The organism is Parasphingorhabdus sp., from assembly GCF_039968395.1.
GTDB lineage: Bacteria > Pseudomonadota > Alphaproteobacteria > Sphingomonadales > Sphingomonadaceae > Parasphingorhabdus.
In genome coordinates this window covers 70,017-96,998 of record NZ_JBDVPV010000003.1, presented here as the reverse complement: position 1 = coordinate 96,998, position 26,982 = coordinate 70,017, and the positions used below count along the sequence as shown (strand labels likewise).

General features: G+C 55.1%; 30 protein-coding genes. 9 read left to right on the top strand and 21 right to left on the bottom strand.

The features are described from left to right. The first annotated feature begins 1 nt into the window (after nucleotide 1). Nucleotides 2–2,317 (top strand): phosphoribosylformylglycinamidine synthase subunit PurL, encoded by a 2,316-nt coding sequence (purL, locus tag ABJI30_RS08435; protein WP_348015740.1) that lies wholly within the window; start codon nucleotides 2–4, stop codon nucleotides 2,315–2,317. 14 nt (nucleotides 2,318–2,331) lie between these two features. Then, complete coding sequence (locus ABJI30_RS08430; RefSeq protein WP_348015739.1) at nucleotides 2,332–2,739, top strand: hypothetical protein; 408 nt, start codon at nucleotides 2,332–2,334, stop codon at nucleotides 2,737–2,739. 13 nt (nucleotides 2,740–2,752) lie between these two features. Here ABJI30_RS08430 and ABJI30_RS08425 read toward each other — a convergent pair whose 3' ends face one another. Next, nucleotides 2,753–3,562 carry a Coq4 family protein gene (locus ABJI30_RS08425; RefSeq protein WP_348015738.1) on the bottom strand — a complete coding sequence of 270 codons (810 nt, stop codon included), beginning with the start codon at nucleotides 3,560–3,562 and terminating at the stop codon, nucleotides 2,753–2,755. Nucleotides 3,563–3,676: 114 nt separating this feature from the next. On the opposite strand from ABJI30_RS08425, the gene ABJI30_RS08420 reads away from it, so the two are divergent. Continuing rightward, the gene (locus ABJI30_RS08420) at nucleotides 3,677–4,351 is read left to right on the top strand and encodes a nitroreductase family protein (protein WP_348015737.1); all 675 of its coding nucleotides are present in this window, start codon (nucleotides 3,677–3,679) and stop codon (nucleotides 4,349–4,351) included. 29 nt (nucleotides 4,352–4,380) lie between these two features. Continuing rightward, the gene (locus ABJI30_RS08415) at nucleotides 4,381–5,622 is read left to right on the top strand and encodes a DUF418 domain-containing protein (protein ID WP_348015736.1); all 1,242 of its coding nucleotides are present in this window, start codon (nucleotides 4,381–4,383) and stop codon (nucleotides 5,620–5,622) included. A gap of 6 nt (nucleotides 5,623–5,628) precedes the next feature. On the opposite strand, the gene ABJI30_RS08410 is transcribed toward ABJI30_RS08415, so the two are convergent. Continuing rightward, complete coding sequence (locus ABJI30_RS08410) at nucleotides 5,629–6,492, bottom strand: hypothetical protein (protein ID WP_348025492.1); 864 nt, start codon at nucleotides 6,490–6,492, stop codon at nucleotides 5,629–5,631. Nucleotides 6,493–6,617: 125 nt separating this feature from the next. Here ABJI30_RS08410 and ABJI30_RS08405 point away from each other — a divergent pair, with 125 nt between their 5' ends. Further along, nucleotides 6,618–6,788, top strand: a complete 171-nt coding sequence (locus ABJI30_RS08405; RefSeq protein WP_348015905.1) for a (2Fe-2S)-binding protein — start codon at nucleotides 6,618–6,620, stop codon at nucleotides 6,786–6,788. A gap of 121 nt (nucleotides 6,789–6,909) precedes the next feature. Continuing rightward, on the top strand, nucleotides 6,910–7,386 hold the full coding sequence (bfr, locus tag ABJI30_RS08400; protein WP_348015734.1) for a bacterioferritin: 477 nt from the start codon (nucleotides 6,910–6,912) through the stop codon (nucleotides 7,384–7,386). Nucleotides 7,387–7,413: 27 nt separating this feature from the next. Here bfr and ABJI30_RS08395 read toward each other — a convergent pair whose 3' ends face one another. The 5 genes from ABJI30_RS08395 to panB form a co-directional block, all read right to left on the bottom strand. After that, complete coding sequence (locus tag ABJI30_RS08395; protein WP_348015733.1) at nucleotides 7,414–7,827, bottom strand: Hpt domain-containing protein; 414 nt, start codon at nucleotides 7,825–7,827, stop codon at nucleotides 7,414–7,416. A gap of 143 nt (nucleotides 7,828–7,970) precedes the next feature. Continuing rightward, on the bottom strand, nucleotides 7,971–9,362 hold the full coding sequence (gene der / locus ABJI30_RS08390) for a ribosome biogenesis GTPase Der (RefSeq protein ID WP_348015732.1): 1,392 nt from the start codon (nucleotides 9,360–9,362) through the stop codon (nucleotides 7,971–7,973). A 30-nt stretch (nucleotides 9,363–9,392) separates the two neighbouring features. Then, complete coding sequence (locus tag ABJI30_RS08385) at nucleotides 9,393–10,742, bottom strand: PQQ-binding-like beta-propeller repeat protein (RefSeq protein ID WP_348015731.1); 1,350 nt, start codon at nucleotides 10,740–10,742, stop codon at nucleotides 9,393–9,395. After that, a complete protein-coding gene (locus ABJI30_RS08380; protein WP_348015730.1) occupies nucleotides 10,742–11,491 on the bottom strand; it encodes a tetratricopeptide repeat protein in 750 nt (249 codons plus the stop codon). Before ABJI30_RS08380 ends, ABJI30_RS08385 begins: the two co-directional genes overlap by 1 nt. A gap of 145 nt (nucleotides 11,492–11,636) precedes the next feature. Further along, a complete protein-coding gene (panB, locus tag ABJI30_RS08375) occupies nucleotides 11,637–12,509 on the bottom strand; it encodes a 3-methyl-2-oxobutanoate hydroxymethyltransferase (RefSeq protein WP_348015904.1) in 873 nt (290 codons plus the stop codon). Between the two features lie 147 nt (nucleotides 12,510–12,656). Here panB and ABJI30_RS08370 point away from each other — a divergent pair, with 147 nt between their 5' ends. Together ABJI30_RS08370 and ABJI30_RS08365 are read left to right on the top strand one after the other, a co-directional pair. Further along, nucleotides 12,657–13,898, top strand: a complete 1,242-nt coding sequence (locus tag ABJI30_RS08370) for a TCR/Tet family MFS transporter (RefSeq protein ID WP_348015729.1) — start codon at nucleotides 12,657–12,659, stop codon at nucleotides 13,896–13,898. A gap of 11 nt (nucleotides 13,899–13,909) precedes the next feature. Continuing rightward, nucleotides 13,910–14,236 carry a TfoX/Sxy family protein gene (locus ABJI30_RS08365; RefSeq protein ID WP_348015728.1) on the top strand — a complete coding sequence of 109 codons (327 nt, stop codon included), beginning with the start codon at nucleotides 13,910–13,912 and terminating at the stop codon, nucleotides 14,234–14,236. An 8-nt stretch (nucleotides 14,237–14,244) separates the two neighbouring features. Here the strand turns inward: ABJI30_RS08365 and ABJI30_RS08360 are convergent, their stop codons facing one another. The 10 genes from ABJI30_RS08360 to ABJI30_RS08315 all read right to left on the bottom strand — a co-directional run bounded on the left by ABJI30_RS08360 (nucleotide 14,245) and on the right by ABJI30_RS08315 (nucleotide 22,407). Further along, nucleotides 14,245–15,255, bottom strand: coding sequence for a glycerophosphodiester phosphodiesterase (locus ABJI30_RS08360; RefSeq protein WP_348025356.1), 1,011 nt, complete (start codon nucleotides 15,253–15,255; stop codon nucleotides 14,245–14,247). Nucleotides 15,256–15,335: 80 nt separating this feature from the next. Then, nucleotides 15,336–15,620, bottom strand: coding sequence for a DUF427 domain-containing protein (locus ABJI30_RS08355; RefSeq protein ID WP_348015727.1), 285 nt, complete (start codon nucleotides 15,618–15,620; stop codon nucleotides 15,336–15,338). Next, nucleotides 15,620–16,141 carry a metal-dependent hydrolase gene (locus tag ABJI30_RS08350; protein ID WP_348015726.1) on the bottom strand — a complete coding sequence of 174 codons (522 nt, stop codon included), beginning with the start codon at nucleotides 16,139–16,141 and terminating at the stop codon, nucleotides 15,620–15,622. Before ABJI30_RS08350 ends, ABJI30_RS08355 begins: the two co-directional genes overlap by 1 nt. Continuing rightward, nucleotides 16,141–16,527, bottom strand: a complete 387-nt coding sequence (locus ABJI30_RS08345; protein WP_348015725.1) for an ArsC family reductase — start codon at nucleotides 16,525–16,527, stop codon at nucleotides 16,141–16,143. The genes ABJI30_RS08350 and ABJI30_RS08345 overlap by 1 nt, the downstream gene beginning before the upstream one ends. A gap of 126 nt (nucleotides 16,528–16,653) precedes the next feature. After that, nucleotides 16,654–17,061 (bottom strand): GNAT family acetyltransferase, encoded by a 408-nt coding sequence (locus tag ABJI30_RS08340; RefSeq protein WP_348015724.1) that lies wholly within the window; start codon nucleotides 17,059–17,061, stop codon nucleotides 16,654–16,656. A gap of 13 nt (nucleotides 17,062–17,074) precedes the next feature. Beyond that, nucleotides 17,075–17,476, bottom strand: coding sequence for a GFA family protein (locus ABJI30_RS08335; protein WP_348015723.1), 402 nt, complete (start codon nucleotides 17,474–17,476; stop codon nucleotides 17,075–17,077). Between the two features lie 11 nt (nucleotides 17,477–17,487). Next, entirely contained in the window at nucleotides 17,488–18,495 is a 1,008-nt protein-coding gene (locus ABJI30_RS08330) for an NAD(P)-dependent alcohol dehydrogenase (RefSeq protein ID WP_348015722.1), read from the bottom strand. Nucleotides 18,496–18,567: 72 nt separating this feature from the next. Further along, entirely contained in the window at nucleotides 18,568–18,855 is a 288-nt protein-coding gene (locus tag ABJI30_RS08325; RefSeq protein WP_348015721.1) for a GIY-YIG nuclease family protein, read from the bottom strand. A 257-nt stretch (nucleotides 18,856–19,112) separates the two neighbouring features. Then, nucleotides 19,113–20,672 carry a glutamine-hydrolyzing GMP synthase gene (guaA, locus tag ABJI30_RS08320; RefSeq protein WP_348025355.1) on the bottom strand — a complete coding sequence of 520 codons (1,560 nt, stop codon included), beginning with the start codon at nucleotides 20,670–20,672 and terminating at the stop codon, nucleotides 19,113–19,115. Between the two features lie 82 nt (nucleotides 20,673–20,754). Further along, nucleotides 20,755–22,407 carry a tetratricopeptide repeat protein gene (locus ABJI30_RS08315; RefSeq protein ID WP_348015719.1) on the bottom strand — a complete coding sequence of 551 codons (1,653 nt, stop codon included), beginning with the start codon at nucleotides 22,405–22,407 and terminating at the stop codon, nucleotides 20,755–20,757. Nucleotides 22,408–22,686: 279 nt separating this feature from the next. Here ABJI30_RS08315 and ABJI30_RS08310 point away from each other — a divergent pair, with 279 nt between their 5' ends. Further along, nucleotides 22,687–23,232 (top strand): PEP-CTERM sorting domain-containing protein, encoded by a 546-nt coding sequence (locus ABJI30_RS08310; protein ID WP_348015718.1) that lies wholly within the window; start codon nucleotides 22,687–22,689, stop codon nucleotides 23,230–23,232. 49 nt (nucleotides 23,233–23,281) lie between these two features. On the opposite strand, the gene ABJI30_RS08305 is transcribed toward ABJI30_RS08310, so the two are convergent. From ABJI30_RS08305 to ABJI30_RS08290, 4 genes are all read right to left on the bottom strand, one after another. Then, nucleotides 23,282–24,850, bottom strand: a complete 1,569-nt coding sequence (locus ABJI30_RS08305; RefSeq protein ID WP_348015717.1) for a class I adenylate-forming enzyme family protein — start codon at nucleotides 24,848–24,850, stop codon at nucleotides 23,282–23,284. A gap of 10 nt (nucleotides 24,851–24,860) precedes the next feature. Further along, complete coding sequence (locus ABJI30_RS08300; RefSeq protein WP_348015716.1) at nucleotides 24,861–25,634, bottom strand: hypothetical protein; 774 nt, start codon at nucleotides 25,632–25,634, stop codon at nucleotides 24,861–24,863. A gap of 113 nt (nucleotides 25,635–25,747) precedes the next feature. Beyond that, nucleotides 25,748–26,236, bottom strand: a complete 489-nt coding sequence (locus tag ABJI30_RS08295) for a hypothetical protein (RefSeq protein WP_348015715.1) — start codon at nucleotides 26,234–26,236, stop codon at nucleotides 25,748–25,750. Between the two features lie 248 nt (nucleotides 26,237–26,484). Continuing rightward, complete coding sequence (locus ABJI30_RS08290; protein ID WP_348015714.1) at nucleotides 26,485–26,886, bottom strand: PaaI family thioesterase; 402 nt, start codon at nucleotides 26,884–26,886, stop codon at nucleotides 26,485–26,487. Nucleotides 26,887–26,982 lie beyond the last annotated feature (96 nt).

Below are 26,982 nucleotides of genomic sequence, written 5' to 3'. Positions count from 1 at the left end.
CATGACTCAGACAGCATCGCGCACCGCCGAAATCATCACCCCCGAAATTGTTGCCGAACATGGCCTCAATGAGGAAGAATATAGCCGCATCCTGAATGCGCTCGGCCGCGAGCCGAACATCACCGAACTCGGGATATTCTCGGTCATGTGGTCAGAGCATTGCTCTTACAAATCATCACGACTGCACCTGAAAAAACTGCCGACAACCGGACCTCAGGTCATTTGCGGGCCGGGCGAAAATGCCGGAGTCATCGACATTGGTAAAGGGCCTGACGGCAAAAACATGGCAGCCATCTTCAAGATGGAGAGCCATAATCATCCCAGTTATATCGAACCCTATCAAGGCGCAGCAACCGGCGTAGGCGGAATTCTCCGCGATGTCTTCACGATGGGCGCACGGCCAGTGGCTAATCTCAACGCTCTGCGCTTTGGCCGTCCTGAACATCCCAAGATGAAGCATCTGGTCAAGGGCGTCGTCGCAGGCATTGGCGGTTATGGCAATTGCGTTGGCGTACCGACAGTGGGCGGCGAAACCAATTTTCACGAAGCTTATGACGGCAATATCATCGTCAACGCAATGACGGTCGGCGTCGCGGATGCGGACAAGATTTTCTATTCGGCGGCCAGTGGCATTGGCAATCCGATTGTCTATGTCGGTTCGAAAACCGGCCGCGACGGCATTCACGGCGCGACCATGGCCAGCGCGGAATTTGACGATGACAGCGATGAGAAACGCCCCACCGTTCAGGTTGGCGATCCTTTTACCGAGAAACTGCTGATCGAGGCCTGTTTGGAACTGATGGCCAGCGACGCGATTGTCGCGATTCAGGATATGGGTGCCGCCGGACTGACCAGCTCCGCAGTCGAAATGGCAACCAATGGCGAAGTCGGAATTGTTCTCGACATGGACAAGGTCCCATGCCGCGAAACCGAAATGACGGCTTACGAGATGATGCTGTCCGAGAGTCAGGAACGCATGCTGATGGTGCTGAAACCCGGCCGCGAGGAAATGGCTGAGGCGATCTTCACCAAATGGGAACTGGATTTTGCGGTTATCGGCGAAGTCACGGACACTCGCCGCATGGTGCTGAACCACAAGGGCGAGACGGTGTGCGATATTCCGCTGGGTCCGCTCGCCGATGATGCGCCGCTCTATGACCGGCCGCATCTGACTCAGGAAGAATATAAGGCGCATTTCAATGTCCAGCCGCTCGGCGATATCCCCGAGAGCACGGATATTGGTGCAGACCTGCTCAAGATGATGGCCAGCCCCGCCCTCGCCTCGCGCCGCTGGATTTGGGAACAATATGACAGTCAGGTGGGCGCAGATACGGTTCAGCGTTCCGGCGGCGATGCAGCAGTTGTGCGCATTCACGGCACCAACAAGGGCCTCGCCATCACCACCGATTGCACGCCGCGCTATTGCAAGGCCGACCCGGTCGAAGGCGGCAAACAGGCGATCGCCGAAGCCTATCGCAATCTGACCGCTGTTGGGGCAAAGCCCCTGGCGACCACCGACTGCATGAATTTCGGCAATCCCGAAAAGCCGCATATCATGGCGCAATTTGTTGGCTGTATTGAAGGCATGGCGGAAGCCTGCGAAGCGCTCGACATGCCGATCGTATCGGGCAATGTCAGCCTGTATAACGAGACCACTGGCGCAGATGGCGTGAGCCATGCGATTTTGCCGACACCAGCTATTGGGGCCGTGGGGCTGATTGATGATCTCGACAAGATGATGACGATTGGGTTTAAGGATGAAGACCACGCCATAGTCGTGCTGGGCACAACTCCTCTTGAGAACATGGACGAAGATGAAACATTGGGCGAGCTGGGCGATGAACTGGGACAATCGCTCTGGTTACGTGAAATCACCGGAACAGATGCCGGAACACCCCCGTCCGTCAATCTGGAGAAAGAACAGCTAGTTGGTGATTTTGTCAGAGAACTCATAGCCCAGAAGAAAGTAAGCGCCGTGCATGATGTCTCGGATGGCGGTGCAGCAGTTGCACTGGCTGAAATGGCACTTGCCGGGGGCATAGGGGCATCGGTGCTAACAATGGGTCTGACACCAAAAGACGCCTTTGCAGAGGATCAAGGCAGATACATAGTCACTTTCCCCTGGTCTGATCGGGACAGTTGGGCAAAATTCGAAAACGAAGCCAAGCAGGTTGGAATTGTTGCTTCCTGGATCGGCGGGACCGGAGGAGAATCCATCTCCTGGACAGACGGGGAAGACACACCCGTCGCAAATGTCCCCCTCGCCGACCTCCGTGAAGCCAGTGACAGTTTCTTTCGCGACTGGATGGTGGACTAGGCACCCGCCCCTCCATGACCACAGCCTATTCCGGAACACCGCTCGCCAGGAAGCTATCGCTCAAAGACGGAATGACCATCTGGTTTGACGCCATGCCTGAAAGTGTCCGCGCGGAAATTGATGACTATGGTCTGACATTGCTCGAACAATCCCAACCATCCAGAGGCCTGAACGCCGCCCATATTTTCTGCGTCGAACGCGCCATCATGGAAGCGCATCTCACGGCGTTGCGCGAGCTGATTGATCCTGCGGGTCAGGTCTGGGTGAGCTGGCCGAAAAAGGCCTCGAAGGTCGAAACCGACATTACCGAAGACACGATACGCAGCGTCTGTCTGCCGATGGGCTTTGTCGACATCAAGGTCTGTGCCGTGGATGCGGTGTGGTCGGGATTGAAACTCGTGATCCGCAAGGAATTGCGGTAGCTAACGGAAAAACTCAGGTCAGCATGTCGTAAGGATCGATGCCCTCTGACCGGAACTGTTCATGCGCTTGCCGGTAATAGGTCGGTGCTTCGATGTTCATCGACCGGCGCGCCTCATCCAGCGGCATTGCGAGAAACGCGGTAATGTCAATCTCGCTGACCCGCGGACAGGCCTTGCCCATTTTTTGGGCCTGACGGATCGCCTTGAAAACCGGTGCATCGCTTTTCACGGTCTTCTTCATGTTCCAGCCGCCGGCATAGGCGATGAACAGATTGGCAAAGGCCGGGTTCTGACCATAGGTGAAGGCCAGTACACATTGCTCGCCCAGCGCATCGCGACCATAGCCGGTCAGCACATGAAGCAAATCGTGCGTGTCACGTTGGCGATTGGCATACCATTCCACCTGGTCACCAAAACGGCGCGGCATAAACTTGTCGAACTCCGCTTCGAGACCGGCGGCGCTCAGGCCTTCCTTTTCCATAAAGTCACAATAGGCATGTGCCACGCTGCCTTCGGGCATGGTGCGCAAGAGATCGTGATTGTCGAGCAGATCTGGAAGATGCGGTTCCGCAGCGCGGATCGCACGGCCCTTGTCGCTGGCCATATAGTCTTCGGCATCTTTCAGAAATCCGGGACGGGGAAGAGACTGGAAAATGTGGAAAACATGTTCCGTATTTTCCTTGTCCTTGATCAGCTCCCGAAAATGATGAAGCGCCTTGAGCGGACGAATCCGGGCAGGCTCCCGATCGGGATGAAAGAAGACGGGCTCTGCCGCCGGTTGTGCAGCCGCTTTGTCAGCGGTAAAATCATGTGCCATTTCCATATTTGGGTCTCTAAACGCTACTTACATTGCTGTCAATAGAAGAAATATGCTTTCCTGTCGACAGCCCAGCGGCTATCCGAAGGCGTCACATCACTCAGTTCTGGAAACGTACCCATGAAGCCACATGAAACCCTGCCCTATACCGAATTACCCGACTATTCGGACGCGGAACGGATTGAGCGCAGCGTAGCATTTTATGAGGCGCTGAAGACCCGGCGGACATGTCGTTATTTTTCAGATGAACCGGTTCCGCGCGCAGTTATCGAGAATGCTTTGCTGGCCGCAGGCACCGCGCCGAACGGCGCCAATCACCAGCCCTGGCATTTTGCCGTGATTGAATCTGCAGACAAAAAATCGGCGTTGCGCGACGCAGCGGAGCAGGAAGAACAGGAATTTTATGACAGCAAGGCCAGCGATGAATGGCTCGAAGCGCTCGGTCCGCTCGGCACGGATGCGGACAAGCCGTTTCTCGAAATTGCACCCTATCTGATTGTGATCTTCGGTCAACGCAAGGGCGGCATGTTCCCCGGCGAGATGAAGCAGAATTATTATGTCAACGAAAGCGTCGGCATTGCGACCGGCATGCTGATCACCGCGCTGCACGATGCCGGCTTGGCAACCCTGACCCACACGCCCAATCCGATGAAATTCCTCAACCAGATTTGCGACCGTCCGCCAAATGAAAAACCGATGATGGTCCTGGTAGCAGGCAAGCCCGCCGATGGGGCGACAATTCCCAAACATGCCACATTCAAGAAACCGCTGGACCAGATTGCCAGCTGGCTGTAGCGGCTCAATAATACAGTAAGGAGCTTCGCATGGCTACAGCGGTTCATCGCTATCTCGAACTGGATGCCCTGCGCGGTTTCGCGGTCATGGGCATTTTGGCGATCAATATTGCCGCCTTCGCCCAACCGGAAATGGCCTTCATCAATCCCTTGGTCTCTGTTCATACGAGCATGGTGGACATCCACAGCTGGGCCGCCAATTTCATATTGTTTGACGGCAAGATGCGCGGGTTGTTTTCCCTGTTGTTCGGAGCCAGCACCGCATTGGTTATCGACCGGGCCATCGCGACAGGCCAATCCGCTGCCAAAGTCCATTTCTCCCGCATGTTCTGGTTGGCGATATTCGGATTGGCGCATTTTTTCCTGATCTGGTTTGGCGACATATTGTTTCTCTATGCCGGAACCGGTTGTGCGCTTTACTTCTTCCGCGACTGGAGCGCCGAACGTTTGTTGAAATGGGGTTTTTTGAGTTATGTTATCGCTTCGGTCTTCCTGACGATTGGCATGGCCACGATGATTTACCTTCAATATCAGGCGGGACTACCAGGCGCAGCACCCGAAACGCTGGAAGAACTTGATACGATTATCACCGATCTGGGTGGCACTCCGGCAGATATTGTTGCCCAGACCCAGATCCACTTGGGAAGCTTTGCCGAGATATTGAGAGACAAGCTCGACAATCAATGGTTCACTCCGGTCAAAAACCTGCTGCTCGTTCCTTTTGAAACACTGCCCCTGATGATGATCGGCATGGGGCTTTACAAAAATGGCTTTCTTCTCGGGCAGTCTGATCCGGCCACCTACCGGCGCATCGGAGTGCAGGCGACCGCCCCGGGTCTTGCCTTGACCACAGTCCTGGTGGGTATCGCCTATGCCAAAAATTTCGACATGATCTGGATGATGAACATTTCCCAGGCCTGGACAATGCTTCCCCGGCTGCTGATCATCATTGGCTATATCGCGCTGCTGGTGATGCTGATCCAAAGGTTTGCTGCCAACCCGTTGTTGCACCGGGTTGCCGCCGCCGGGCGAGTCGCTTTTTCCAACTATCTCGGAACCTCGCTGGCGATGACATTCATCTTTTACGGCTGGGGACTGGGCCTGTTCGAACAATATGGCCGGCTGGAACTCAATCTGTTCGTGCTCAGCGCATGGGGTACGATGCTGTTCTGGTCCAAACCATGGCTCTTGCGTTTCCGCTATGGGCCGCTGGAATGGCTCTGGCGATCCCTGGCACGTGTGGAACCTCAATCAATGCGCATTCGCGGATAACAAACGCTATTTGCTCCCTTCGCTTTCGTCTTCCGCATCCAGAAACGAAAAATCGAATTGTGATGTCAAATGGGCTCGCAAATCAAAATCTTGTACAATGGTGCCGGGTTTTTCATCCGCATCAATATTCCCCAGCGGCTGACCAGACTCGTTATAAGTATGACTCTTGATCCTGTCGTCAGCAGTGTGGCGATAGATCACACAAAATCTCGGAGTTTCGATTCCCTTGAACAAATGGTGCATCACCATCGCTTCGGCTTCGATTTCAATAGTTTCATCGTCCGAGAGATCGAAAGGAAATCTGCGGTCTCGATACACCCGCATCAGTGTTGACACGTCGAAAATTTCCTTTTCAGTGCAATAACCATTATTCGTTTTGATCATTGAATCGTTTCCGATGAACACAACATGCCGTTTCCCTATGGCTACAAAACTGCCACCGCCACTGTCCTGCGGAGACTGCGATGTCTCTCCTGCCCAGACGATTTCCCAGTCGGCAAGAATACCAGCAGGAATTGATCCAAAAAACTCCAATGACGGAGTAGCACCCGGTACCTGCAGTGCATTTCCCGAAACACCTCCCGGAAGTGTATCCAGATAGGCGGGCATATCGACCCCATTCTCCGTCCAGTCCGACTCCTTCGGACCTGTCGGCGTGAACGCCCGTTCATATTCGGCAACCATAAAAGAGTTGAACTCTTCAAGGTGTGGCGCCAGTTCCGCTTGCATTAACTGCCAAAATTCCGCGATCGTCGGATCCTGAGACACCGCGTGCGAATCCGACTCCTTGGGCTGGACCTCTGGCAGCGCAAAACCCGGTGCAGAGAACAACAACAATCCTGCCAAAAAGAATGATTTTTTCATATCCACTGACTAGCGCTTAATCTTCCAAAAGGCCAATAAATGGCCAGCAACATAAACACAGTCACAAAATCGTCTTTTTGCTATTGCGATCTATTCTCATTAGCTATATACGAGTCGCATTGGAGCAAGATATGGTTGTATGTGTCTGCAATGCGATAAAGGAAAAAGACCTGCGGGCCGCGGTTCGCAGCGGTTCCGAGAAGCCGTCGGACGTCTATGCAGAGCTTGGCCGGAAACCGAAATGCGGGCAATGCCTGTCGTTCGCGCAAACCATTATCAAATCCGAAGTTGCGACCGCTTAGCATTCTCTTTAGCAACGCATTGAAATAATTACATTTTCTATCGATGCTGCCCTTTCGCTTCCATCGTGATTACGCTATAGCCGTGCCTATTGAAACACAGGCAACTCGGAAGGAAGCTGTCATGAAGGGCGATGCCAAAGTCATCGAATATCTCAACGAAGCTCTGAAAAACGAGCTTACCGCGATCAACCAGTATTTTCTCCACAGCAAAATGCTGGGTGACTGGGGCGTCAGCAAGCTGGCCAAATTTGAATATGAAGAATCCATCGACGAGATGAAACATGCTGACAAGCTGGCAGAGCGGATTCTGTTCCTCGACGGCCTGCCGAATTTCCAGCTGCTCGGGCGACTGAAAATCGGTGAAAATGTCGAAGAAATTCTGAAAGCGGATCTGGCGCTGGAGCACGAAGCGTTGCCGCCGCTCAAGGACGCCATCGAGCATTGTGAAAAGGTCCGCGACTATGTCAGCCGCGATCTGTTCGCTGAAATCCTCGAGAGCGAAGAAGAACATGTCGATACGCTTGAACAGCAGTTTGACCTGATCGAGCGCATGGGCATTGAAAACTATATCCAGCTACAGTCGGGTGCGGCTGAATAACCTGATTTTCCGAATTTTCGGAACGGCTTAAAACCCGCTGGCGCGGCGGCCAAATCCGTTGGCCTGTCGTTGGATCACCGGGCTGGATTCCCGGTCCAGATCAGCCAGGGTTTCTTCGAACATCGGCCGCAAGGCGACGATAGGCTCCAGCAGCTCTTCGGGCGACTGGTGATATTCGACATATTTGCGGGCCGTCAGTTCGATTGTTTCAGCAGCGGAAGACAGTTTTACTGCACCAAACTGCGCCGCTTCACCTTTGAGTGTATGGGCCGGGATGACCATTTTGGCTGCATCACGTTCGCGCATCGCCGCTTCAATTTTGGCGACAGACTGCGTTCCATCTTCGCGGAAATAACCGAGAATACGGACAAAATCTGGCCCCAACGCGCTGCGCGTCTCGGTATAAACCGTCCAATCTATGAGTTCGCTTTCAAGCTCCACCGCAAAAATTGCCCTTTTCTTCCTCTAGTCAGAGGTCTGGTCCTAGGCAGCAAGATAGAACGCATTATGTAAAAACCTGGTTAATCATCTTAAACAATGTTGATCTGTGGCGCCTTCTGCATCACTTAAAGCTTTCAAAACGGCTAGCTTTTTTCGTGATACGGATTTTTGGGAGCACGAATGATCAGACGCACCGGGACCCCCCCAAAGCCAAGGTTTTTGCGAATGCCATTGACCAGATAGCGGCGGTAACTTTCCGGCAGGCTATCCACGCGCGTCCCAAAAATAACAAAGGACGGCGGACGGGTCTTGGCCTGAGTAATGTAGCGCAGCTTGATCCGTTTGCCGCCGGGTGCAGGTGGCGGGTTATCTTCGATGGCATCTTCAAACCAGCGGTTAAGCTTTCCGGTTGGCACGCGCTGAGACCAGACCCGGCGTGTCCTGAACGCCGCCTGCATCAGTTGATCAATCCCCTTGCCGGTGAATGCCGACACGGCGATCAGGGGCACATCGCGCACCTGAGCCAGACCATCGTCCAAAGCCGCCCGAATCCCATTGAACAATTTGCTCGGGCCTTCAGCCACATCCCATTTGTTGATCGCGATCACGAGGCAGCGACCTTCCTGAATCGCCTGATCGGCAATGCGTAAATCCTGTGCCTCCAAGCCTTTGGTGGCATCCAGCAGCAAGACCACAACTTCGGCAAAATCAATCGCCCGCTTGGCATCCGCGACAGACAGTTTTTCCAGCTTGTCATTGACCTTGGCCCGCTTGCGCATGCCTGCTGTATCAATCAGATGAACCGTACGGTCAGGATCAATGCCATCCAGCACATCTTCCTCGGAAAGATTCTCATCGTGCCAGATCCAGTCGACGGTGATGCTGTCCCGGGTTATCCCGGCTTCGGGTCCGGTAATCAGACGATCTTCATCCAGCATCTTGTTGATCAGGGTTGACTTGCCGGCATTGGGACGGCCGACAATTGCGAGTTTGAGCGGCGCATTGTCATCAACGGGCTCGTCATCTGCAGCCGCTTCAAATGCTTCGACATAGGGTCGGATCGCCTGGAAGAGGTCAGCCACACCTTCTCCATGTTCTGCGCTAACGGGGATCGGATCACCAAAACCCAGCGAATAGCTTTCCAATATTCCCGATTCCGCACTATTGCCTTCCGCCTTGTTGACCAACAGCACGACGGGGGTTTTCGAGCTGCGCAACCAGCGGGCAATTTCCTCATCCAGAGGTGTCAGTCCCGCGCGACCGTCAATCACGAACAGCGCCAGCTCTGCACCGGCAACCGCCATCTCCGTTTGTTGCCGCATCCGGCCGGGGAGACTCTTTGCATCCTCGTCCTCATAACCGGCTGTATCAATAATATTGAAATCAAGGCCCAGCAGATGGGCCGCGCCTTCACGCCGGTCACGGGTGACGCCCGGCCGATCATCGACCAACGCCAGCTTCTTGCCAACCAGCCGGTTGAACAACGTGGACTTCCCGACATTGGGCCGCCCGATGATTGCAATATTGGGCAGCATGTCGCTGGTTCCCGTTCCTTTTGCCGATCCTTACCGGAAAGCTGAAATTCGGCCGCTATCGTCCAGTACGTAAAGCATCCCGCCGGCTACGACCGGAGGCAGCGATACACCGTTGTCCAATTCAAACAGAGTTGTGCTCGATCCCTCTCCGGGAGAGATAGACACGACATCACCTTCGGTACTGGCAACGATCAGGCGATTGCCGGCCAGTACAGGCCCCGTCCAGTTAATCGGATTTTTCTTCTTCTTCGGGTTGCGGTAAGCGCCGAGCTGACTGATCCAGCGCACCTTGCCTGTAGGTCTGGCGATACAGAGCAATTTCGCATCATCGGTCAGCACAAAGACCCATTCACCCGCGACGACCGGTGTCGCGATACCAGCGATGTTAAGTTCCCAGATTCGCTGTCCGGTCACCAGTTCATAAGCCGCCATGCGGCCGCCCTGTCCGAGTGCAAAAACGCGTCCGCGATCAATCACCGGATCCGCGTCAATGTCCGACAAGGTCGCCACCGAGGTCGAGATACTGGTACGTGCCAGCGCATCGTTCCACAAGTTACGGCCATTTTCGTAGCGATAAGCGGTGAGTTCACCCGATGAATAACCGGCAATCACAGTCCCCTGAGCAGCTGCCGGGGCGGCGACCCCGAATATTCCGGCCAGACCGACCGTGCCGGCTTCATTCCATTGCACCGAACCATCGGTCTGATTAAGCGCATAAATCTGGTTGTCCTGTGTCATGACATAGACATTGTTGTTGGACAGCGTCGGCGCACCGCGAAGCGGACCTGCGGGCCGCACTTTCCATGCCTCGCTGCCATCACTTGCATTCAGGGCAACCACATCACCCACACCGTTCGTGGCATAGACCATGGTTCCCGCAGCACTTACGCCGCCTCCGAACACAGACGAAGAGCCATCGCCTTTGACTTCAATACGCATCGACCATGTCTTGGCACCCGTGGCAGCATCAAAGGCGTGCACCACGGCATCGGTGTCGATGGCGTACAACCGGCCATTGGACACCACCGGAGCCGCTGCCAGACGCGCTCTTTTTGATGTGCCGCTGATATTGGCTGTCCATACTCTGGTCGGAGAAGCTCCAAGCGCGACATGTCCAATCGACTTGCCGGCATTGCCGCCGGATTGCGCCCAATCAGGATTTGCACTGGGTGCAGGCAGAATAACCGAAATACCCGCCAGCGCCGGATCAACCGCAGCGCCGCTTTCACCGGTCAGGATATTGGTTCTCTTGCCGAGTGTTGGCGTGCTTTTTTTGCTGTCGCCACCACCGCCGCCCAAGACTCCGCAACCGGACAGAAGGCTTAGAGCAATCAGGCCCGCGCATATTTTCGCGACATATTGTTTCCTGGACGTCGGCATTATTCTGTTTCTCCTTCGCCGCTAGCGGCGCCATCCCCATCTTCTGAAATCACGGCATCAATCCCCTGCACGCCTGCCATTTGCAGAGCGCGTGAGCGAATTGTTGGTGGTACGGTTTCATCCTGCGCCAATTGCGCAAAAAGCGGCCCGGCCAGGTCTGCCTTGTCCATCTCGAGATAGGCAATCGCGACCATTTCGCCAGCACTGCCAAACCAAGGATTACCAGGCACGGCCAGCGGCTTCAACCGGTCAATAACTTGCTGTGATTCAAGCGAATCAAATTCGGTTGCGGTTTGACGAATAAGGGCCAGATCGCGGAAAGGCTGAGGCAGGTCTGCATCTGCGGCGACTTTCTTGTAGCCTTCAATAGCCTTGGCGGGATCGTTTTTTTCCAGCGCAATATTGGCCTGCATCAGTTGCGCGGCAGCACGATATCCGTCCTGTTTCGTATCTTCCAGGGGCTTCAGAGCAGCCGACGCGCCGTCCATATTATTCTGGCTGATGCTGTCCACAGCGGCGACATATTCCTCGCTGCGCAGTCCAGCTTCTTCTGTCTCGCTATTGCTATAGAATATCCAGCCGGCCAGCGAAGCCAGTCCAGCCACGATGACCAGACCGATCCAGACGCCGTAACGGCTGGCGAAATTCTGCAGATCCGCCTGACGAACCGCGTCATCCACTTCGCGCATGAAAACCTCTTCACCGCGATCGGTTTCTTCTTCGGGTTTCTTCTTGTCGTCCTTTGCCAAAGCGGCTTCCTTCAAACATTAGCTCGCGACGGAATTAATCCGCCTGAAATATCTCGCCTGTTCTTTAACGTCGGCGTGGCAAATGTCCAAGCCAATCGTCCATTTCCAGAAGCTGAACATTAATTTAATCGGAGATGAATATGGGTTATTTCTTCGGTTGATACAGTTGATCGGGGCCCGGAAAGCTGCGGTCGCGAACATCGCCCGCATATTTCTCCGCAGCTTGCTCGATTTGTTGGGAAATATTGTGATAGCGTTTCACAAAGCGCGCGGTACGTTCAAACATGCCCAGCATGTCTTCAGTCACCAGAACCTGCCCGTCACATCGCGCAGATGCGCCAATTCCGATGACAGGAATATCGACGGACTGGGTCGCGGCAATTGCGATTGGTTCAAGCACCCCTTCAGCGACCATGGCAAAAGCCCCGGCATCTGCCACGGCCTTCGCGTCTGCCAGGATTTTTTCATGCTCTTCCTGGCTGCGACCACGTGCCGCATAGCCACCAAGCGCATTCACGGCCTGGGGCGTGAGACCAATATGGCCCATGACAGGGATCCCGCGCTGCGACAGGAACGCAATTGTTTCGGCCATGGTTTGACCGCCTTCCAGCTTGACCGCAGCACAGCCGGTTTCCGACATGATCCGACTGGCCGATTCAAAGGCCTGCTGCGGAGACTGTTCGTACGATCCAAATGGCATGTCGACAACGACAAGACTGTGATAGCTTCCCCGGACGACCGCCGCACCGTGATTGCACATCATGTCCAGCGTCACAGACAATGTCGACGGCAGTCCATAAATCACCTGTCCAAGAGAATCGCCAACCAGCAGCATGTCGCAATGCGCGTCCAGCAACTGTGCTGTTCGTGCGGTATAGGCAGTCAGCATGACCAGCGGATCTTCTGTTTTGCCTTCAAATTTCCGGCGCTGGATGACCGGAACCGTCAAGCGTTTGCGTGGCTGGGGCGTCGGGTTTGCCCGACTGGTCGAGGTATCGAGTTTAAAGGTTGTAGACATGCGCATTCTAATAACCGCGGTTCGGCGATAAGACCAGCCCGACGTAAAAAGGCCGACAAGCCATTTGCCTTTTTCCGGAAAGTGCGTCATCAATAGCGGGTCTCACGACTCCATCTGCAAATCCATCAATTTTCCCGGGAATTTCTTATGCCTGTGGCAAGCAGCCCGCGTTCGCGCGGGTCGCAATCCATTCTGTTGTTCGTGGCCTTCATCGTGTTTGTCGACATGATGGGGATTGGTCTCATTTTGCCGGTCATGCCATCACTGATCGGCGGGTTGAGCGGCGCGTCAATTGACCGTGCCGCAGAAATCGGCGGCTGGTTGCTGTTCGCCTATGCCACCATGCAGTTCCTGTTTGCTCCGATCATTGGCGGATTGAGTGATCGTTTTGGTCGGCGACCGGTGCTGCTCGTCACCCTGTTTCTGCTCGGCCTCGACTATGCGATCATGGCCTGGGCACCGGATCTTGTCTGGCTGTTTATCGGCCGCATCATTTCCGGAATCATGGGTGCCAGCTGGGCCGCCGCCAATAGCTGTGTTGCTGATGTTGCAAGACCAGAAGAACGCGGCAAATTTTTCGGTATTCTCGGCGGTGCTGGTGCTTTCGGTTTCGTCATGGGTCCCGGATTGGGCGGATTGCTGGGACAATATGGAGAACGCCTGCCATTTGTCGCTGCGTCCATACTCGCGTTGCTCGGTGCAGCGATCGGCTTTTTCATCCTGAAAGAAACGCTCCCAAAAGCCAAACAGCGTCGTTTCTCGATCACGAGAGCCAATCCCATGGGCAGCATCATCCAGATGTCCAGAACGCCATTGGTCATCGGCTTTCTGCTGGCCATCTTTGTTCTGCAACTGGCCGCGCAGGCCCAAATCGCCGTCTGGGCTTACTGGTTGATTGAACGATTCAATTGGGACGTGCTGCAAATCGGCATCAGCGTCGCAATGTACGGCATATTGTTAGCCATCGTGCAAGGCGTTCTGACCGGACCCGTCATCACGCAATTGGGGGAACGCAAAACCGCATTCTTCAGCCTGATGTTCGGAATTCCTGCCTATTTGTGCTTCGCTTTCGCGCCCGATGACCTGTTTGTATATGTCGGCATTGTGATCGGTGCAGCCAGTGGTTTTGCCTTTCCCGCGATGCAGCAGATGATGAGCACGCGTATCGCCGAAGATGCGCAAGGCGAATTGCAGGGTGCGGTCGCAAGCATGATCAGCCTGACATCGATATTCGGTCCTGTCATGATGACCGCCGTGTTCGGAGCTTATGCCGACGATCAGGGCCTCTATTTCCCCGGCGCACCTTTCATTGTCGGTGCCTGCCTGATGGTTGTCTCGGTCGGGATTTACGCGATCACCGTTCGGCGCTACTATCTGCCACCTGCCTAGGGAGTAGTTTCATGGCCTCTGATCCCCGTCTGACCGAGTTGATGCACGACGCCCTGTCAGGCCGCGACGGGATTGAACCCAAAAAAATGTTCGGTGGCACATGCTGGATGCTCAACGGAAATATGCTTTGCGGCGACGGTACCGGACAGTTCATGTTTCGAGTCGGCAAGGAACAGGAACCCGAACTCCTGTCCCTGCCGGGCACGGAGCCGGTAATATTCAGCGGCCGGAAAATGGGCGGGATAATCTGGGTCGACGAGAAACAGGCGCTGGAAGATGGCCTCGATCACTGGATCGCAATTGCCCGGAACTTTGTCGGAAGCTTGCCGCCTAAATAAACCGTTTGTTACTCGGCGGGTTCAGGCTTTAGCGCCGCGACTGCCTGCAGAGGATTGTCACTGAACAGACCGTCCACACCTGCCGCCACAAAGCGGCGCACTTCGCTTTCCAGATCACCCGCGCCTGCCGGACTGACACCGCTGACAAAATCAGTTGGCAAAAAGTAATTTTCGCGGCGGAACGTCCAGGGGTGAACCTCCAGCCCAGCCCTGTGCGCCGCGGTAACCAGCCCGGTTTCCTTGTCCAGACGCCCCAACGCATCCCGGCTGATCACCATGGATTTGGACGGACCAATGCCGCTGGCATATTGTGCGATGTCTGCCAGACCATCAGGTTTCACCATATCGGCATAGCGGAGTGCCGGCTGATCAGGCGGACCGCCCTCACCGGCAACCAGCTGAACCAATCGCACTTTGGTATTGAGTTTCAACAGCTTGAGATTGTCGACTTCGAAGGACTGGATAAAAACCGGATCATCGCGACCATCATACCCATATTTAGTCAACAGACTGAGCAGCGGCTTGTCATGCGGCAATCCGATACCGGCGAAATAGCCGGGATGTTTGGTTTCAGGATAGACACCGATCCTGTTGCCCGTCTCTGCCTGATGCAGTTTCAGCAAGTCCAGCACTTCTTCAAACGTTGGAATCTGAAACTGGCCATCAAAAGCGGTATTGGCATCGCGCAGTTCGGGCAGGCGTTCCTTCGCGAGTAAAGTCTTCAGTTCTGCCAGCGTGAAATCTTCAGTAAACCAGCCGGTAAATTCCGTGCCATCGATTGTTTTGGTGGTTTTCCGATCAGCAAATTCCGGCCGATCCGCGACATCTGTGGTGCCACTAATCTCATTTTCATGGCGCGCGACCAATATGCCATCTTTGGTCAGCACCAGATCGGGTTCGATAAAATCCGCGCCTTGTTCAATCGCCAGTTCATAGGCGGCCAGCGTATGTTCGGGGCGTTCGCCGCTGGCCCCTCGATGGGCAATGATAATCGGCGCATCTCCGTTTAATGTCGGCATATTCTGCATTTCCTCCGGCGCTGTGCCACAACTGCTCATTGCTGCACTGAGCAAGACCAACAGACTCAGACGCAGCAACATCAGACGGTCACTTCCACGCCTTTCCAAAAGGCAATGCGGTCCTTGATCTCCGCCGCAGCATCTTTCGGTTCGGGATAGTACCAGGCGGCATTGCTATTGGTTTCACCATCCACAACCAGAGAATGATAGGAAGCTGTACCTTTCCACGGACAGAAACTGGTGTGGTCACTGGCGGTCAGCAAATCGCTCTTCACAGCGTCACTCGGGAAATAGTGATTGCCCTCGACTACAACTGTATCATCGCTTTCCGCAATGACCGCGCCATTCCATTTCGCCTGCACCATTATCTGCTCCTGCTTCGGATGATCCACACCGGCAATGTCACAATGACCAGCGGTGTCCAGATCCATATCGCCTCTGACTGTAACACTTTGAGGCCGCGGTCACTCAAAAAATTTGCAACACCGATGGGCGAAACTGCGATGGGGGTGGATGACGCAAAATGGCGTACATCGCTCCATGGCCAGAACAGGGCAGCGCCAAGGCCGCCATTTGTCAGCGTATCGAGCAGGCCGTGCGAGGCCATCGCAACAAACAGAAACAGCCCAGCGGCGAGATATTTTTCGGGACGGATCAGGGCCGTCGCAACCAGGGCGCTGATCGCAGCAAATAACAGACTATGTGTCGCCCCGCGATGACCCCAGCTGGCGGCATAGTCGATTCCGTAACCAAAGCCGATCACATCAGCATCGGGCAGCATCGCAAAAGCAATGCCAGTCACAATAACCGGAACAGACAGGCGTTCGCGCCCCAGCATCAGCGCACCCGCAATCGGGATGGCCGCATGGGACATGATCGTAGGCATTAGCTGTTGCGGGCCGCTAGACCTGCTGCTTCGTAATCCGCTGCTTTAAATCCGACCACCAGTTCGTCACCATGTTCGAGTACCGGCCGTTTGATCATGCTGGGATTTTCGACCATCAACATGATCGCGGTATCTTCGTTGACGTTTTCCTTGACCATGTCGGGCAGTTTTTTGAACGTTGTCCCGCGCTTGTTGAGCAGCGGTTCCCAGCCCACCTGCATCACCCAAAGTTCAAGCATATCTTTGGTAACACCCGATTTCTTATAGTCATGGAAGACATAATTTATGCCGTTTTTTTCCATCCAGTTACGCGCTTTCTTGATCGTGTCGCAATTGGAAATGCCGTACATTTTGGTTTCACCAAAAGTTGTTGATTTGTCAGCCATGATACTCACCCTGTTTTCTGGTCATTCGCGCAATCGTCCACGGGCGCGGTGTTTGAGGAACGGAGATAGCTACAAATTGCGGCGGTGCAAGAGACAATCGTGCGCTACGTCGCTGCCGCTGATCGGTTAAATCCGCTTTCCAATCGTCACAACCGGCTGCGTTTCATAGCCCAGAGCCTTGTAAAATCCGATGGCCTGTGCGTTGTCTTCGCGAACCATCAACTGGACTTTCGGGGCATTTCGGTGTTTCAACCAGTCTTCAGCGGCGCCCATCATGATCCGCCCCAATCCATCACGACGATGTTTCGGCGCCACCGCCAGATAATAGACCCAGCCGCGATGGCCGTCAAAACCCACCATGATGCTGGCGATTAAGGCGCCCTCTCTGCGGGCCAGCAATATATCCGATGTCTCAGTCGCCAGTGCCAACTGATAATCGGCCTTGGGATCATTCCACGGACGGGTCAGATCGCACGCTTTCCAAAGCGCGATAACATTGTCCACATCGGACTCGCTGGCGGTTGATATCTCCATCGCTGTTCCAGGTCTATGCCTTCACATAACCTTCCGGCAACTGGCGGATATCATGGTCCGGATCAAACCAGGGCGCACTGTCGGATCGCCAGATATGGGCATCGGCCTGCCGGGTAATCTCTGTATCCATACAGCCCATACGCAGCAGAACCATGCCGGCCTCCTTCCGCTCGGCGATCAGTTGAGACCCGCAATTGGTGCAGAAATAGCGGTTCTTGCCGGGAGAGGATTCAAACTTGTTGAGCTTGTCTTCGCCGCTGGTCCACCTGAAGGCCGCAGGGTTGATCGGCATGACACTGGAGAAAGCCGCGCTATGGGCTTTGCGGCAGGTCTGGCAGTGACAGTGGATGATCAGTCCGGGATCACAATCCGCTTCATATTGGACCGATCCACACAAACAGCTTCCGTTCAGCATGTTCTTTTCCTTCAGATATCAACAACAATCTTGCCAAAATGCGCGCCGGATTCCTGGTGGCGGAAAGCATCGCCGAGATCGGCAAGCGGGAAATGCTTGTCAAGGATCGGTTTGATACCATTGGCATTGATCGCGGCAATCATCTCCTGTTGCTGCGCGCGGCTGCCCACAGTCAGCCCCTGTACGCGCAGGTTTTTGGCCATCAATATGGCCGTCTGCACGGGTCCGGCAAATCCCGTCAACACACCGATCAGCGCAATATGCCCGCCAATGCGTGTGGCCATCATTGACTGGTCGAGCGTTCCCGGCCCGCCAATTTCGACGACGCAGTCCACGCCCTTGCCGCCCGTCAGTTCGAGCACTTTCGGCCCCCAGGCTTCGATTTCCTTGTAATTGATCAGATGATCTGCACCCAGTGTCTTGAGCCGGTCCAGCTTTTCATTGGACGAAGATGTCGCAATCACTGTTGCACCAGCGGCCTTCGCAAATTGCAGAGCAAAAATTGATACGCCGCCCGTACCCTGCACCAGCACGGTATCACCCGGCTTCACACAGTCATCGACAAAGAGCGCGCGCCATGCGGTGAGGCCGGCGCAGGTCAATGTCGCCGATTCAGCCGCGCTATATCCTGCTGGAGCATGAGTCCAGGAAGTGGCCGCACCAACCACCTGCTCACAGGCATATCCGTCAATCCCGTCGCCTGGAACGCGTGCAAAGCCACCTTCCGGCGGCGTACCGTCGATCCAGTCCGGGAAAAAAGTCGAGACCACCGCATCACCGGCTTTGAACTCGGTCACCCCCTCGCCCACCGCCGTTACTTCACCCGCGCCGTCTGACATGGGTATGCGGTTTTCGGCCGTGGGGAGCATACCTTTGACGACGGCATAATCGTGATAGTTGAGGGAACTGGCTTGCAATCGCACTGCGATTTCACCGGGACCGGGAGCTGCCGGGTCAGGGAGATCAACGAGCTTGAGGTTGTCGAGCGAGGCTGGAGTGTCGAGCTGGATGGCTTTCATGGTTGGTCCTTTAATATGGCATCTTGTCACACCGTTCGTCCTGAGCTTGTCGAAGGACAATCGGGCATGATCTCAGTTCGTTTTCCGAGACCGAGCCAATTGCGAAATCAATTCCCAGTCACCTGCAATCAATGCCTGTTTTTTCGCTCGAGACCAACCCTTTATCTGTCGCTCGGCGGCCAATGCTTCTTCTCGTGTAGGGAACGTCTCGCTCCAGACCAGTTCGACCGGATGACGTCTTTGGGTGTATCCCGCAACCAATCCTGATTGATGAGCGGCGATCCGGTGTTCCAGATTATCGGTATGACCAACATAGAAATGCCCGTCACTACATTTCAACATATACGCCCAGAATGCCATGGGACTATCCTACCCTGCAATCATCCTTCGACAAGCTCAGGACGAACGGAAATGGGGGATTGTCCTGAACTGCAAAGTTCTCGTCAGTTTCTTGTGATCGTTAAAGTCAATTCTGAGCAGGGGAGAGTCGTCAACTATAAAAACCGTTCGTCCTGAGCTTGTCGAAGGATGAATTCGAGATGGTCCGGCAAGATTTTATCGAAATCCATATTCGCGGATAGCGCAACAGCTCCTCACACCGACGAATAATTCCGGCTTCACTCCCACTCAATCGTCCCCGGCGGTTTGCTGGTATAATCGTAAACCACCCGGTTAATCCCCTTAACCTCGTTGACAATCCGCGTCGAAACGCGGGTCAGGAAGCTGGCGTCGAACGGATAGACATCTGCGGTCATGCCGTCGGTGCTGGTGACCGCGCGCAGGCCGCAGACATTGTCATATGTCCGGCCATCGCCCATCACGCCGACTGTTTTGACGGGCAGCAGCACCGCGAAAGCCTGCCAGATCGCGTCGTATAATCCGGCATTGCGGATTTCTTCGAGATAGATGGCATCAGCCTTGCGCAGGATATCGCAGCGTTCCTTGGTCACTTCACCGGGAATGCGGATCGCGAGGCCGGGTCCGGGGAACGGATGGCGGCCGACGAAAATCTCGGGCAGTCCCAGTTCACGCCCCAGCGCGCGGACTTCATCCTTGAATAGCTCGCGCAGCGGCTCGACCAGTTGCATGTTCATGCGTTCCGGCAAGCCGCCGACATTATGGTGTGACTTGATCGTGACGCTTGGTCCGCCGGTAAAGCTCACACTTTCAATCACATCCGGATAAAGCGTGCCCTGCGCGAGGAAATCTGCACCGCCGACTTTCTTCGCCTCAATCTCGAACACGTCAATGAAGGTTTTGCCGATAAACTTGCGTTTCTTTTCGGGATCCGTCTCACCCTTCAGGCCATTAAGGAACAGCGTTTCGACATCGAGATGCACGAGCGGAATGTTGTAGTGCCCCTTGAACAGGCTGACCACCTGATCGGCCTCACCCATCCGCATCAGGCCATGGTCGACGAAGACACAGGTCAGTTGCTCGCCAATCGCTTCGTGGATCAGCACCGCGGCCACCGCGCTGTCGACGCCGCCGGACAGACCGCAGATGACTTTGCCGTCTCCGACCTGCTCGCGAATTTCCTTGATCTTGGCCGCCTTGAATTCCGCCATTGTCCAGTCACCGGCACAGCCGCAGACATGACGAACGAAATTGGCGATCATCTTGCCGCCGTCGGGCGTGTGCACGACCTCGGGGTGAAACTGCGTGCCATAATAGCGGCGCTCGTCATCCGCGATCAGCGCAAAGGGCGCGCCGTCGGTGGTGGCGACGATGCGGAAGCCCGGTGCGAATTCGGTGACCTTGTCGCCGTGGCTCATCCACACCTGATGCTTCTCGCCTTCTTTCCAGAGGCCGTCGAACAGAACGCATTGTTCGGAAATCTCGATAAACGCCCGCCCGAATTCGCCGCTGTCACCGGATTCAACCGTGCCGCCGAGCTGATGGGTCATGACCTGCTGGCCATAGCAGATGCCCAGGATCGGCAGGCCGGATTCGAAAATGATATCCGGTGCCCGCGGACTGTCCGCTTCGGGGACTCCTGCCGGTGATCCGGAAAGGATAATGCCCTTGGGTTTGAGCCGCTTGAATGCCTCTTCCGCGGCGTTGAACGGAGCGATTTCCGAATAGACCCCCGCTTCACGGACCCGGCGGGCAATAAGCTGCGTGACCTGAGAGCCGAAATCGACGATCAGAATGGTTTCTTCATGAGCTATGGACATGGGTTAGGCGCTTAATGGCCGGGAAGATGAGAGTCCATATTTTTTGGGAGGATAGAGGTTTTTTTATACCCCTCTCCAATCTTCACAACCACGCCAGTAAATTCTCGATCTGGACCCGCTGTTCTCCGCCGGCTCCCGGTGCAATTGTGGCAACCACCTGTTTCGCTTCATTCGACTGGCCATTGGCGGCAAACGCATTCGCCAGATGCCATTGAATTTCGAGATTGCCTGGCGCTGATGCAGCTGCCTCCCGAATGAGCTGCAAGGCGCGTGCCTTGTCCTTGCGCGTCTGCAGCAGAATCCAGCCCAGCGTATCCTTCACCATCGGATCGTCCGGAGCCAGCGTCAGCGCTTCTTCGGCCAGCTTCACAGCCTGATTCCCGCGCGACAGGTTCAGCTGCGCCATCGCGGCATTGTTAAGCAACATCACTTTCTGGGGGTGCGGGCGGGCGAGCAGGCGGTCATAAATTTTGACCGTACGGTTCCAGTCCTGCGCAATAATCGCCTGTTCGGCTTGAAACACAGCATTGGTGGCAGGGTCCTTTTTCAAAGCCGCGGCGCGCTGAGAATAGGTCGCCGCGTTTTCCTGCCCGGCCCTGGACGCCAGTTTCGCGGCCTGTTCCAGAACCTCAACCGGTGCTGTCACCATATCCGCAACCGGCGAGATGGCCTGCCAAGCTTCGGCATGATTGCCAGCCGCCGAAAGCGCACCGGACAAGGTCATCACGGATTCCGCATCACCGGGGCTCCGGGACAAATAGCGGTTCAGCTTGTCAATCGCCTGCTCGTGATTGCCCCGCCGTACATCCAGTATCCCGGCGAGACGCAGAGCGGGCGGGACTTCACTGATATCCGCCTTGGTGTTGAGCAGGCGTTCGTAGGCAGCATCGCTTTTGCCTTTGTCAAAGTCCATTTTGGCGAGATGATAAGTGGCCCAGGGATGAGTGGGCGATGCTGACAGAACCGCCTCGAAGCTCTTTTGCGCCGCACTCTGATCGCCAAGATCGTTCAGGGTTACTCCGCGCAAATATTCGGCCACGACATTGTCCGCGCGAATTTCTCTTAATCTGGTGAAAGTTGCCAGCGCTGATTTTCCATCCGCTTTTGCAAGCGAAATCCGGCCGGACAAAAGCAGTGCTTCCATACTGTCGGGCGCCCGTTCCAAAGCCAGATCGGCGTGACGCGTCGCCGCATCAAGGTCACCCAGTTCCAGCCTGCGATTGCCGCGAATCCAGTTCAGCTCGGGATCACCGGGATCTGACTTCAGCGCCTCTGACAGCACGGCCTCGGCTTCTTCCATCCTCTCCAGCCCCAGCAAGGCCATGGCCTCGATCGATCGCAGTTGCGCGCTGTTCAGCTCCTGCGAATTGACCACGAGTTCCAGTGCCTCGTCGTTCCGCCCATTCAGCAGCAGCGCCTTGCCCAGCAGCGGTTGCACACGTTCCCGATAGGACGCCTGTCCTTCCAGTTTGCCGAGCGCCGTTTCAGCTCCAAGGCCATCGCCCAGCTCGATCATCACCTTGGCAAATAAAAGGTTCGTCTCCGGGTCACTGCTGTTCTCGCGAAGGGCCGTCATCAGGTGAATACGGGCGGACAGATAGTCCTGACCCGCAATGGCCGCACGCGCGTCTTTCACCGGGTGTTCGGATCCTGCTGAACAGGCGGCCAGCGCGCCGACAGCGATCAACTGGACAATTATTTTGCCCGCAATCGGGAAAAGTGGGACCTTTTTCATGCCAGGAAACTAGCAAGAATGTCTTTCATTTTGGCTAACGTCAATCGGTGTTTTTCCCGGTTTTACGGTGGAAGCCCGTATGTTGAAATAGTGTCGGAAATTTTAACGTTATTGCCGCATGAACAATGATGGTTAACATTTATCTGCTTGCTTTTTAATCATTATTTATGACTGGCATATCTATTGCATTTCTTTTTGCCGGATTGCTTTGCAAGCACTGATATTCAACCTTCAACCGGATATCAGCTTCGCAAATCAGGGATGGAAGGAAACAGAAACGTGAAGAAAACATTGATCATCACCGGCATCGCAGCAACGCTGGCCGCCCAGTCACCGGCACAGGCAGCGATCTATGATTATAACGCCTATATCAACAACGGGATCGGTAATGCGACGGTGACTGTCAATTCGACCGCAGGCACTGCGACCTACAAAGGACGCAACATTGATCTGACCGTAACCAGCGACAAGCTGAAGGGTTTCACCGGCGCCACGCGCAATACCACTTACCTGGCGAGCGATATCAGCGGGACATTTACCCGTTATGGCCGGACATATAACGCCTATCAATCAACCCGCCCCAAATATACGCAGATTGCGCTGAGCGGCAATTCCAACTTTCTTTGGACCTACGGCCGTGACCGTTGGGGTCGCACGTTCGATTTCGATGGCAAGGGCAAACTGCGCTACACCGGTTCAACCGGCGGCAGCACTGGCGGAACTCCGGTTCCGGCTCCCGGCGTTCTCGGATTGCTCGGACTGGGTGTTGCAGGTCTGGCATTTGGCCGTCGCCGCAAGGCCCTGAAAGCCAAAGCAGCCGCCTGATCGGACTGACACAACTTGCAAAAAAGGGCGGTGGAAACACCGCCCTTTTTTATGCGCCCGAAGGACCTGCCATATCCCGAAGTTCTGTCTTCAAAATCTTGCCGATATGACTGCGCGGGAGCTCATCAATCAATCGCAGTTCGGACAATCGCTGGGTTTTACCGAGATCGGCATTGGTTTCCGCCTTGAGCGCTTCCAGGTCCAGCGTAACGCCCGGTTCAGGCACGACAAAGCCGAGCGGTGTCTCACCCCATTGTTTTGACGCGATGCCGATCACGGCTGCATCTGCCACGCCCGGTTGCTCCATCAACGCTTCTTCGAGGTCGCGCGGATAGATATTGAAACCGCCAGAGATGATCATGTCCTTGGACCGGCCCATCAGCGTGATAAAACCCTCCGCATCGACCTGACCGATATCACCCATGCGCTGCCAGCGATCGCCATTGGCATCATACCAGCTGGCCTCTTCGGTTTTTTCCGGCTGGTTCTGATAGCCGCTCATCATGGTTTGCGAGCGTCCGACCAGTTCACCCATTTCACCGGGCGGCAAAGGCTTGAGATCTTCGTCAACGGTAATTACCTCGCTGCCGCCCCAGGCGATGCCCACGGTATGCAATTTGTCGGGATGGGCATGGGCCAGCAGTATGCAGACCACCCCGCCCTCGGTCATCGAATAAATCTCGATCAACCCGCCGGGCATGCGCTCCAGCACCTCTGCTTTGAGCTCCGCCGAGAAAGGTGCGCTGGTGCAATATTTGTGGGTGAAGGTCGACAAGTCGTAATTATCGAACCCTTCGAAATCCATAAGTCTTTGATATTGAACGGGAACCAGCATGGTATGGGTAGCGCGATGGTGCTGCGCGAGATCCAGCCAGCGCTGGCAATCAAACTTGCGCATCAATACTGCCGTACCGCCATAAGCCATGGTGGCGACAAAAATTCCAAGCGTGGTATTGGAGTAAAGCGGGGTCGAAAACAGCGACACCTGACCCGGTTTGCCATAGCCCGAATTTTCGCCCACCGCCATCTGGTACCAGCGCATCTGGCGGCTGTGGACTATGCCCTTGGGCGTGCCGGTGGTGCCGCTGGAATAAATGATATTATAGGGATCTTCGGGACCGACGTCGGGATCAGTGGGCATCGCACCTTCGTCCGCCATCCAGTCGAACAAAAACGGCGCGTCGTCCTTGGCGGCATCCATCATGATATGATTGAGCGGCGGCAGGTCGAGTCCGCTGTCCAGCATCTCGGCACGTTTGGGGCCATCAATAAACCAGTGCATCGCTCCGCTATCCCGTGCCATATTGGCCAGCTGTTTAGGCGTCGCAGAAGTGGTGAGCGGCGCAGCGCATCCACCCGCGACAATCGCACCAAGATAGACCAGAGCGTAGCGGATGGTCGTGGTACCAAGAATCGCCGCCGCCTGTCCTTTTTGCAGCCCGTCGGCCTGCATTTGCGCGGCAATGCGATTGACCAAAGCCGCCGTTTCAGCCCATGTCAGCTTCTCTTCGCCATCGTCCAGAGCAATACGATCCGGCTGGTTCACGGCATGTGCGTTGATGAGATCGGCAAGGTCGCCGAAAGGCTGTTCGAGATAGGTGATGGGATCGAGAGTCATAATAGAATACTCAATTTTCTGGCTTCTCAAGCAGATTGAATAGCCATTTTTGTAACTTTGTGCGCTTGTCAGCGGCCACCTTTAGCCAATCTTCCTTGTCCTTTAGCGGCGGCACATATTTCTCATCACCGTCGCTCAACTCGATTTGTCGCCCGACTTCACCTTCTCTCGCAGGCCGCTCTTTTGAATTGCCATGTTCCATCATGTGGGCCATATGCTGCAAGCCGCCGGTACACAAAAACTCGCTGTCGAAATTTTCTGCTCGTTCCGAGGCATTTTTCTGATCCAGCCTTGTGACGATACGAATGATTTGCTGTTTGTTCTCGATACTGGTCTTTCGCGCATATTCCAGGATCGGGTAGTTTTGTGACATAATATTGTTGAGCCGGTCTGACGGCGCGGTGTGATCTGAACATCGCGCACCGTCGATATCGAAGACCACTGTGGTGTAAATCAGCATCGCTGCAGCCGTTTGTCGTGCCTGATCAAGCCTAGGGTCAGCTTGTTGCCCCAAAGCCGCCCACAAGATGCGCGCGTAGGTGAAATTGATAAACGCCGACGGTGAGTTGATGCTGCGATCCCTTAACCACAGCAGGTCCTCACTCGCCGTTTCCTTGCTGTCCGCGGAGGCAAGTAGCACGTTAATGTCATTATATTTTCGCTTACCCAACAGGTTGTCGAGACGGGTAATTCTTGAGAGTTTCTCCGTCCCGACCACAACTAAATTGGGTGGATCGGAATGTGCGGGCTGACCAGAAGCGAGCAACACCGAAAGCAAAAGCATATTATTCTCCGGTCTAATTCAATCAGGAATGTTGCTGGGTCTTTCCAACGCCGCTCGGCTATCACTCGAAAGACGAGCTTGACAGTTTTGGCTATTGATAATGTCGGCTATCATCACCCTGCCACCAGCTTCACAAACGTACTCTCGACCCAGCCGCTCTTGCAGGGGCCGTCATAATTGCGTTTGGAACGGACGGGAGAAGATACGCCGCAATCGGTTGCTTCGGCGCCCTCTGCGGGCGTGTCCGCATAGACGATGCCGAACCATTGCTGGTCATGGCTGCGGGCGCAGATATGGACCAGCTGGCCCGAGACAAGCCCATCCTTGCGCTTGGCGCTGTCAAACGGCGCTATAAGCACGCCGAGATCGCCGCTACGCAGTCCGGAAACCCGGCCCATCGCCTGACAGGCATCAAAGCGCGGTCCGCCCTCACCAATCCGCACCGGGCGTTCGTCCGGATTGGAGCCAACCCGCTCGGTCCGTCCGGTCGGATTGACGACATCGGTCTGGGCTTCCTCCAGATCATCGCTGACCTTGGTCGTTTCCGAGCAGGCCATGACAGTCAGGCATAAAATCGAGGCAGCAAGTACAGTTCTGATCATGAGTGGGGTCTAGCCTAAAAGCAGCGGCTTTGGGAAGACGGGAAAATGTTGAAGTGTTCGGTTGAACCAAACACCGCTCGTGGTGAGCCTGTCGAACCATGGAATTCGGATCATTTTTTCCTTCCTGCGCCAGCCGCGGAGCGAGCGGTTGGGGGTTAGAGAAGAGTTTTTTTAACCTCTGGCGCCGGGCGTTGTTTATTTAACCTCTACACCCCGCCTGTTCCGGGCTGCACGGTCTTGTCACTCCCCTACAAAACAATCTGCGTCTGGGTCACCACCGCCACCAATGTTCCGTCTTCCAGCGTGATCCGGGTTTGCCAGACCGATTGGCGGCGGCCGACTTTCAGGGGTGTTGCCTCGCCATAGACCAGTTGCCCTTCCGGTGCAGCATTCAGAAAATTGGTCTTGCTCTCCGACGTTGTGGTCCCGTTTGATCCCTCCGGTAAATTGGCGAACCCGCCAAAAGCGCCCAGAACATCGGCAAATGTCATCACCGCGCCACCATGGATTGACGGCGTTCCGCGACCATTGCCGGCGGTGCAGATATCTGGCCGGACCAGCATCTGGCCATTGATTTTCTCTTTGGCCATATGTGTAATTTCAATGCCCATGGTTTTGGCGAATGGGACCATATCGGCGGGGTTCGTCATCAGCTTTTCTCCATATTGGATGAAGCTTTAGGACAGCATTTGAACCGCGAGAAGCAGCGCATTGGATAGTTCACTCGCAAATATAATTAATCCATT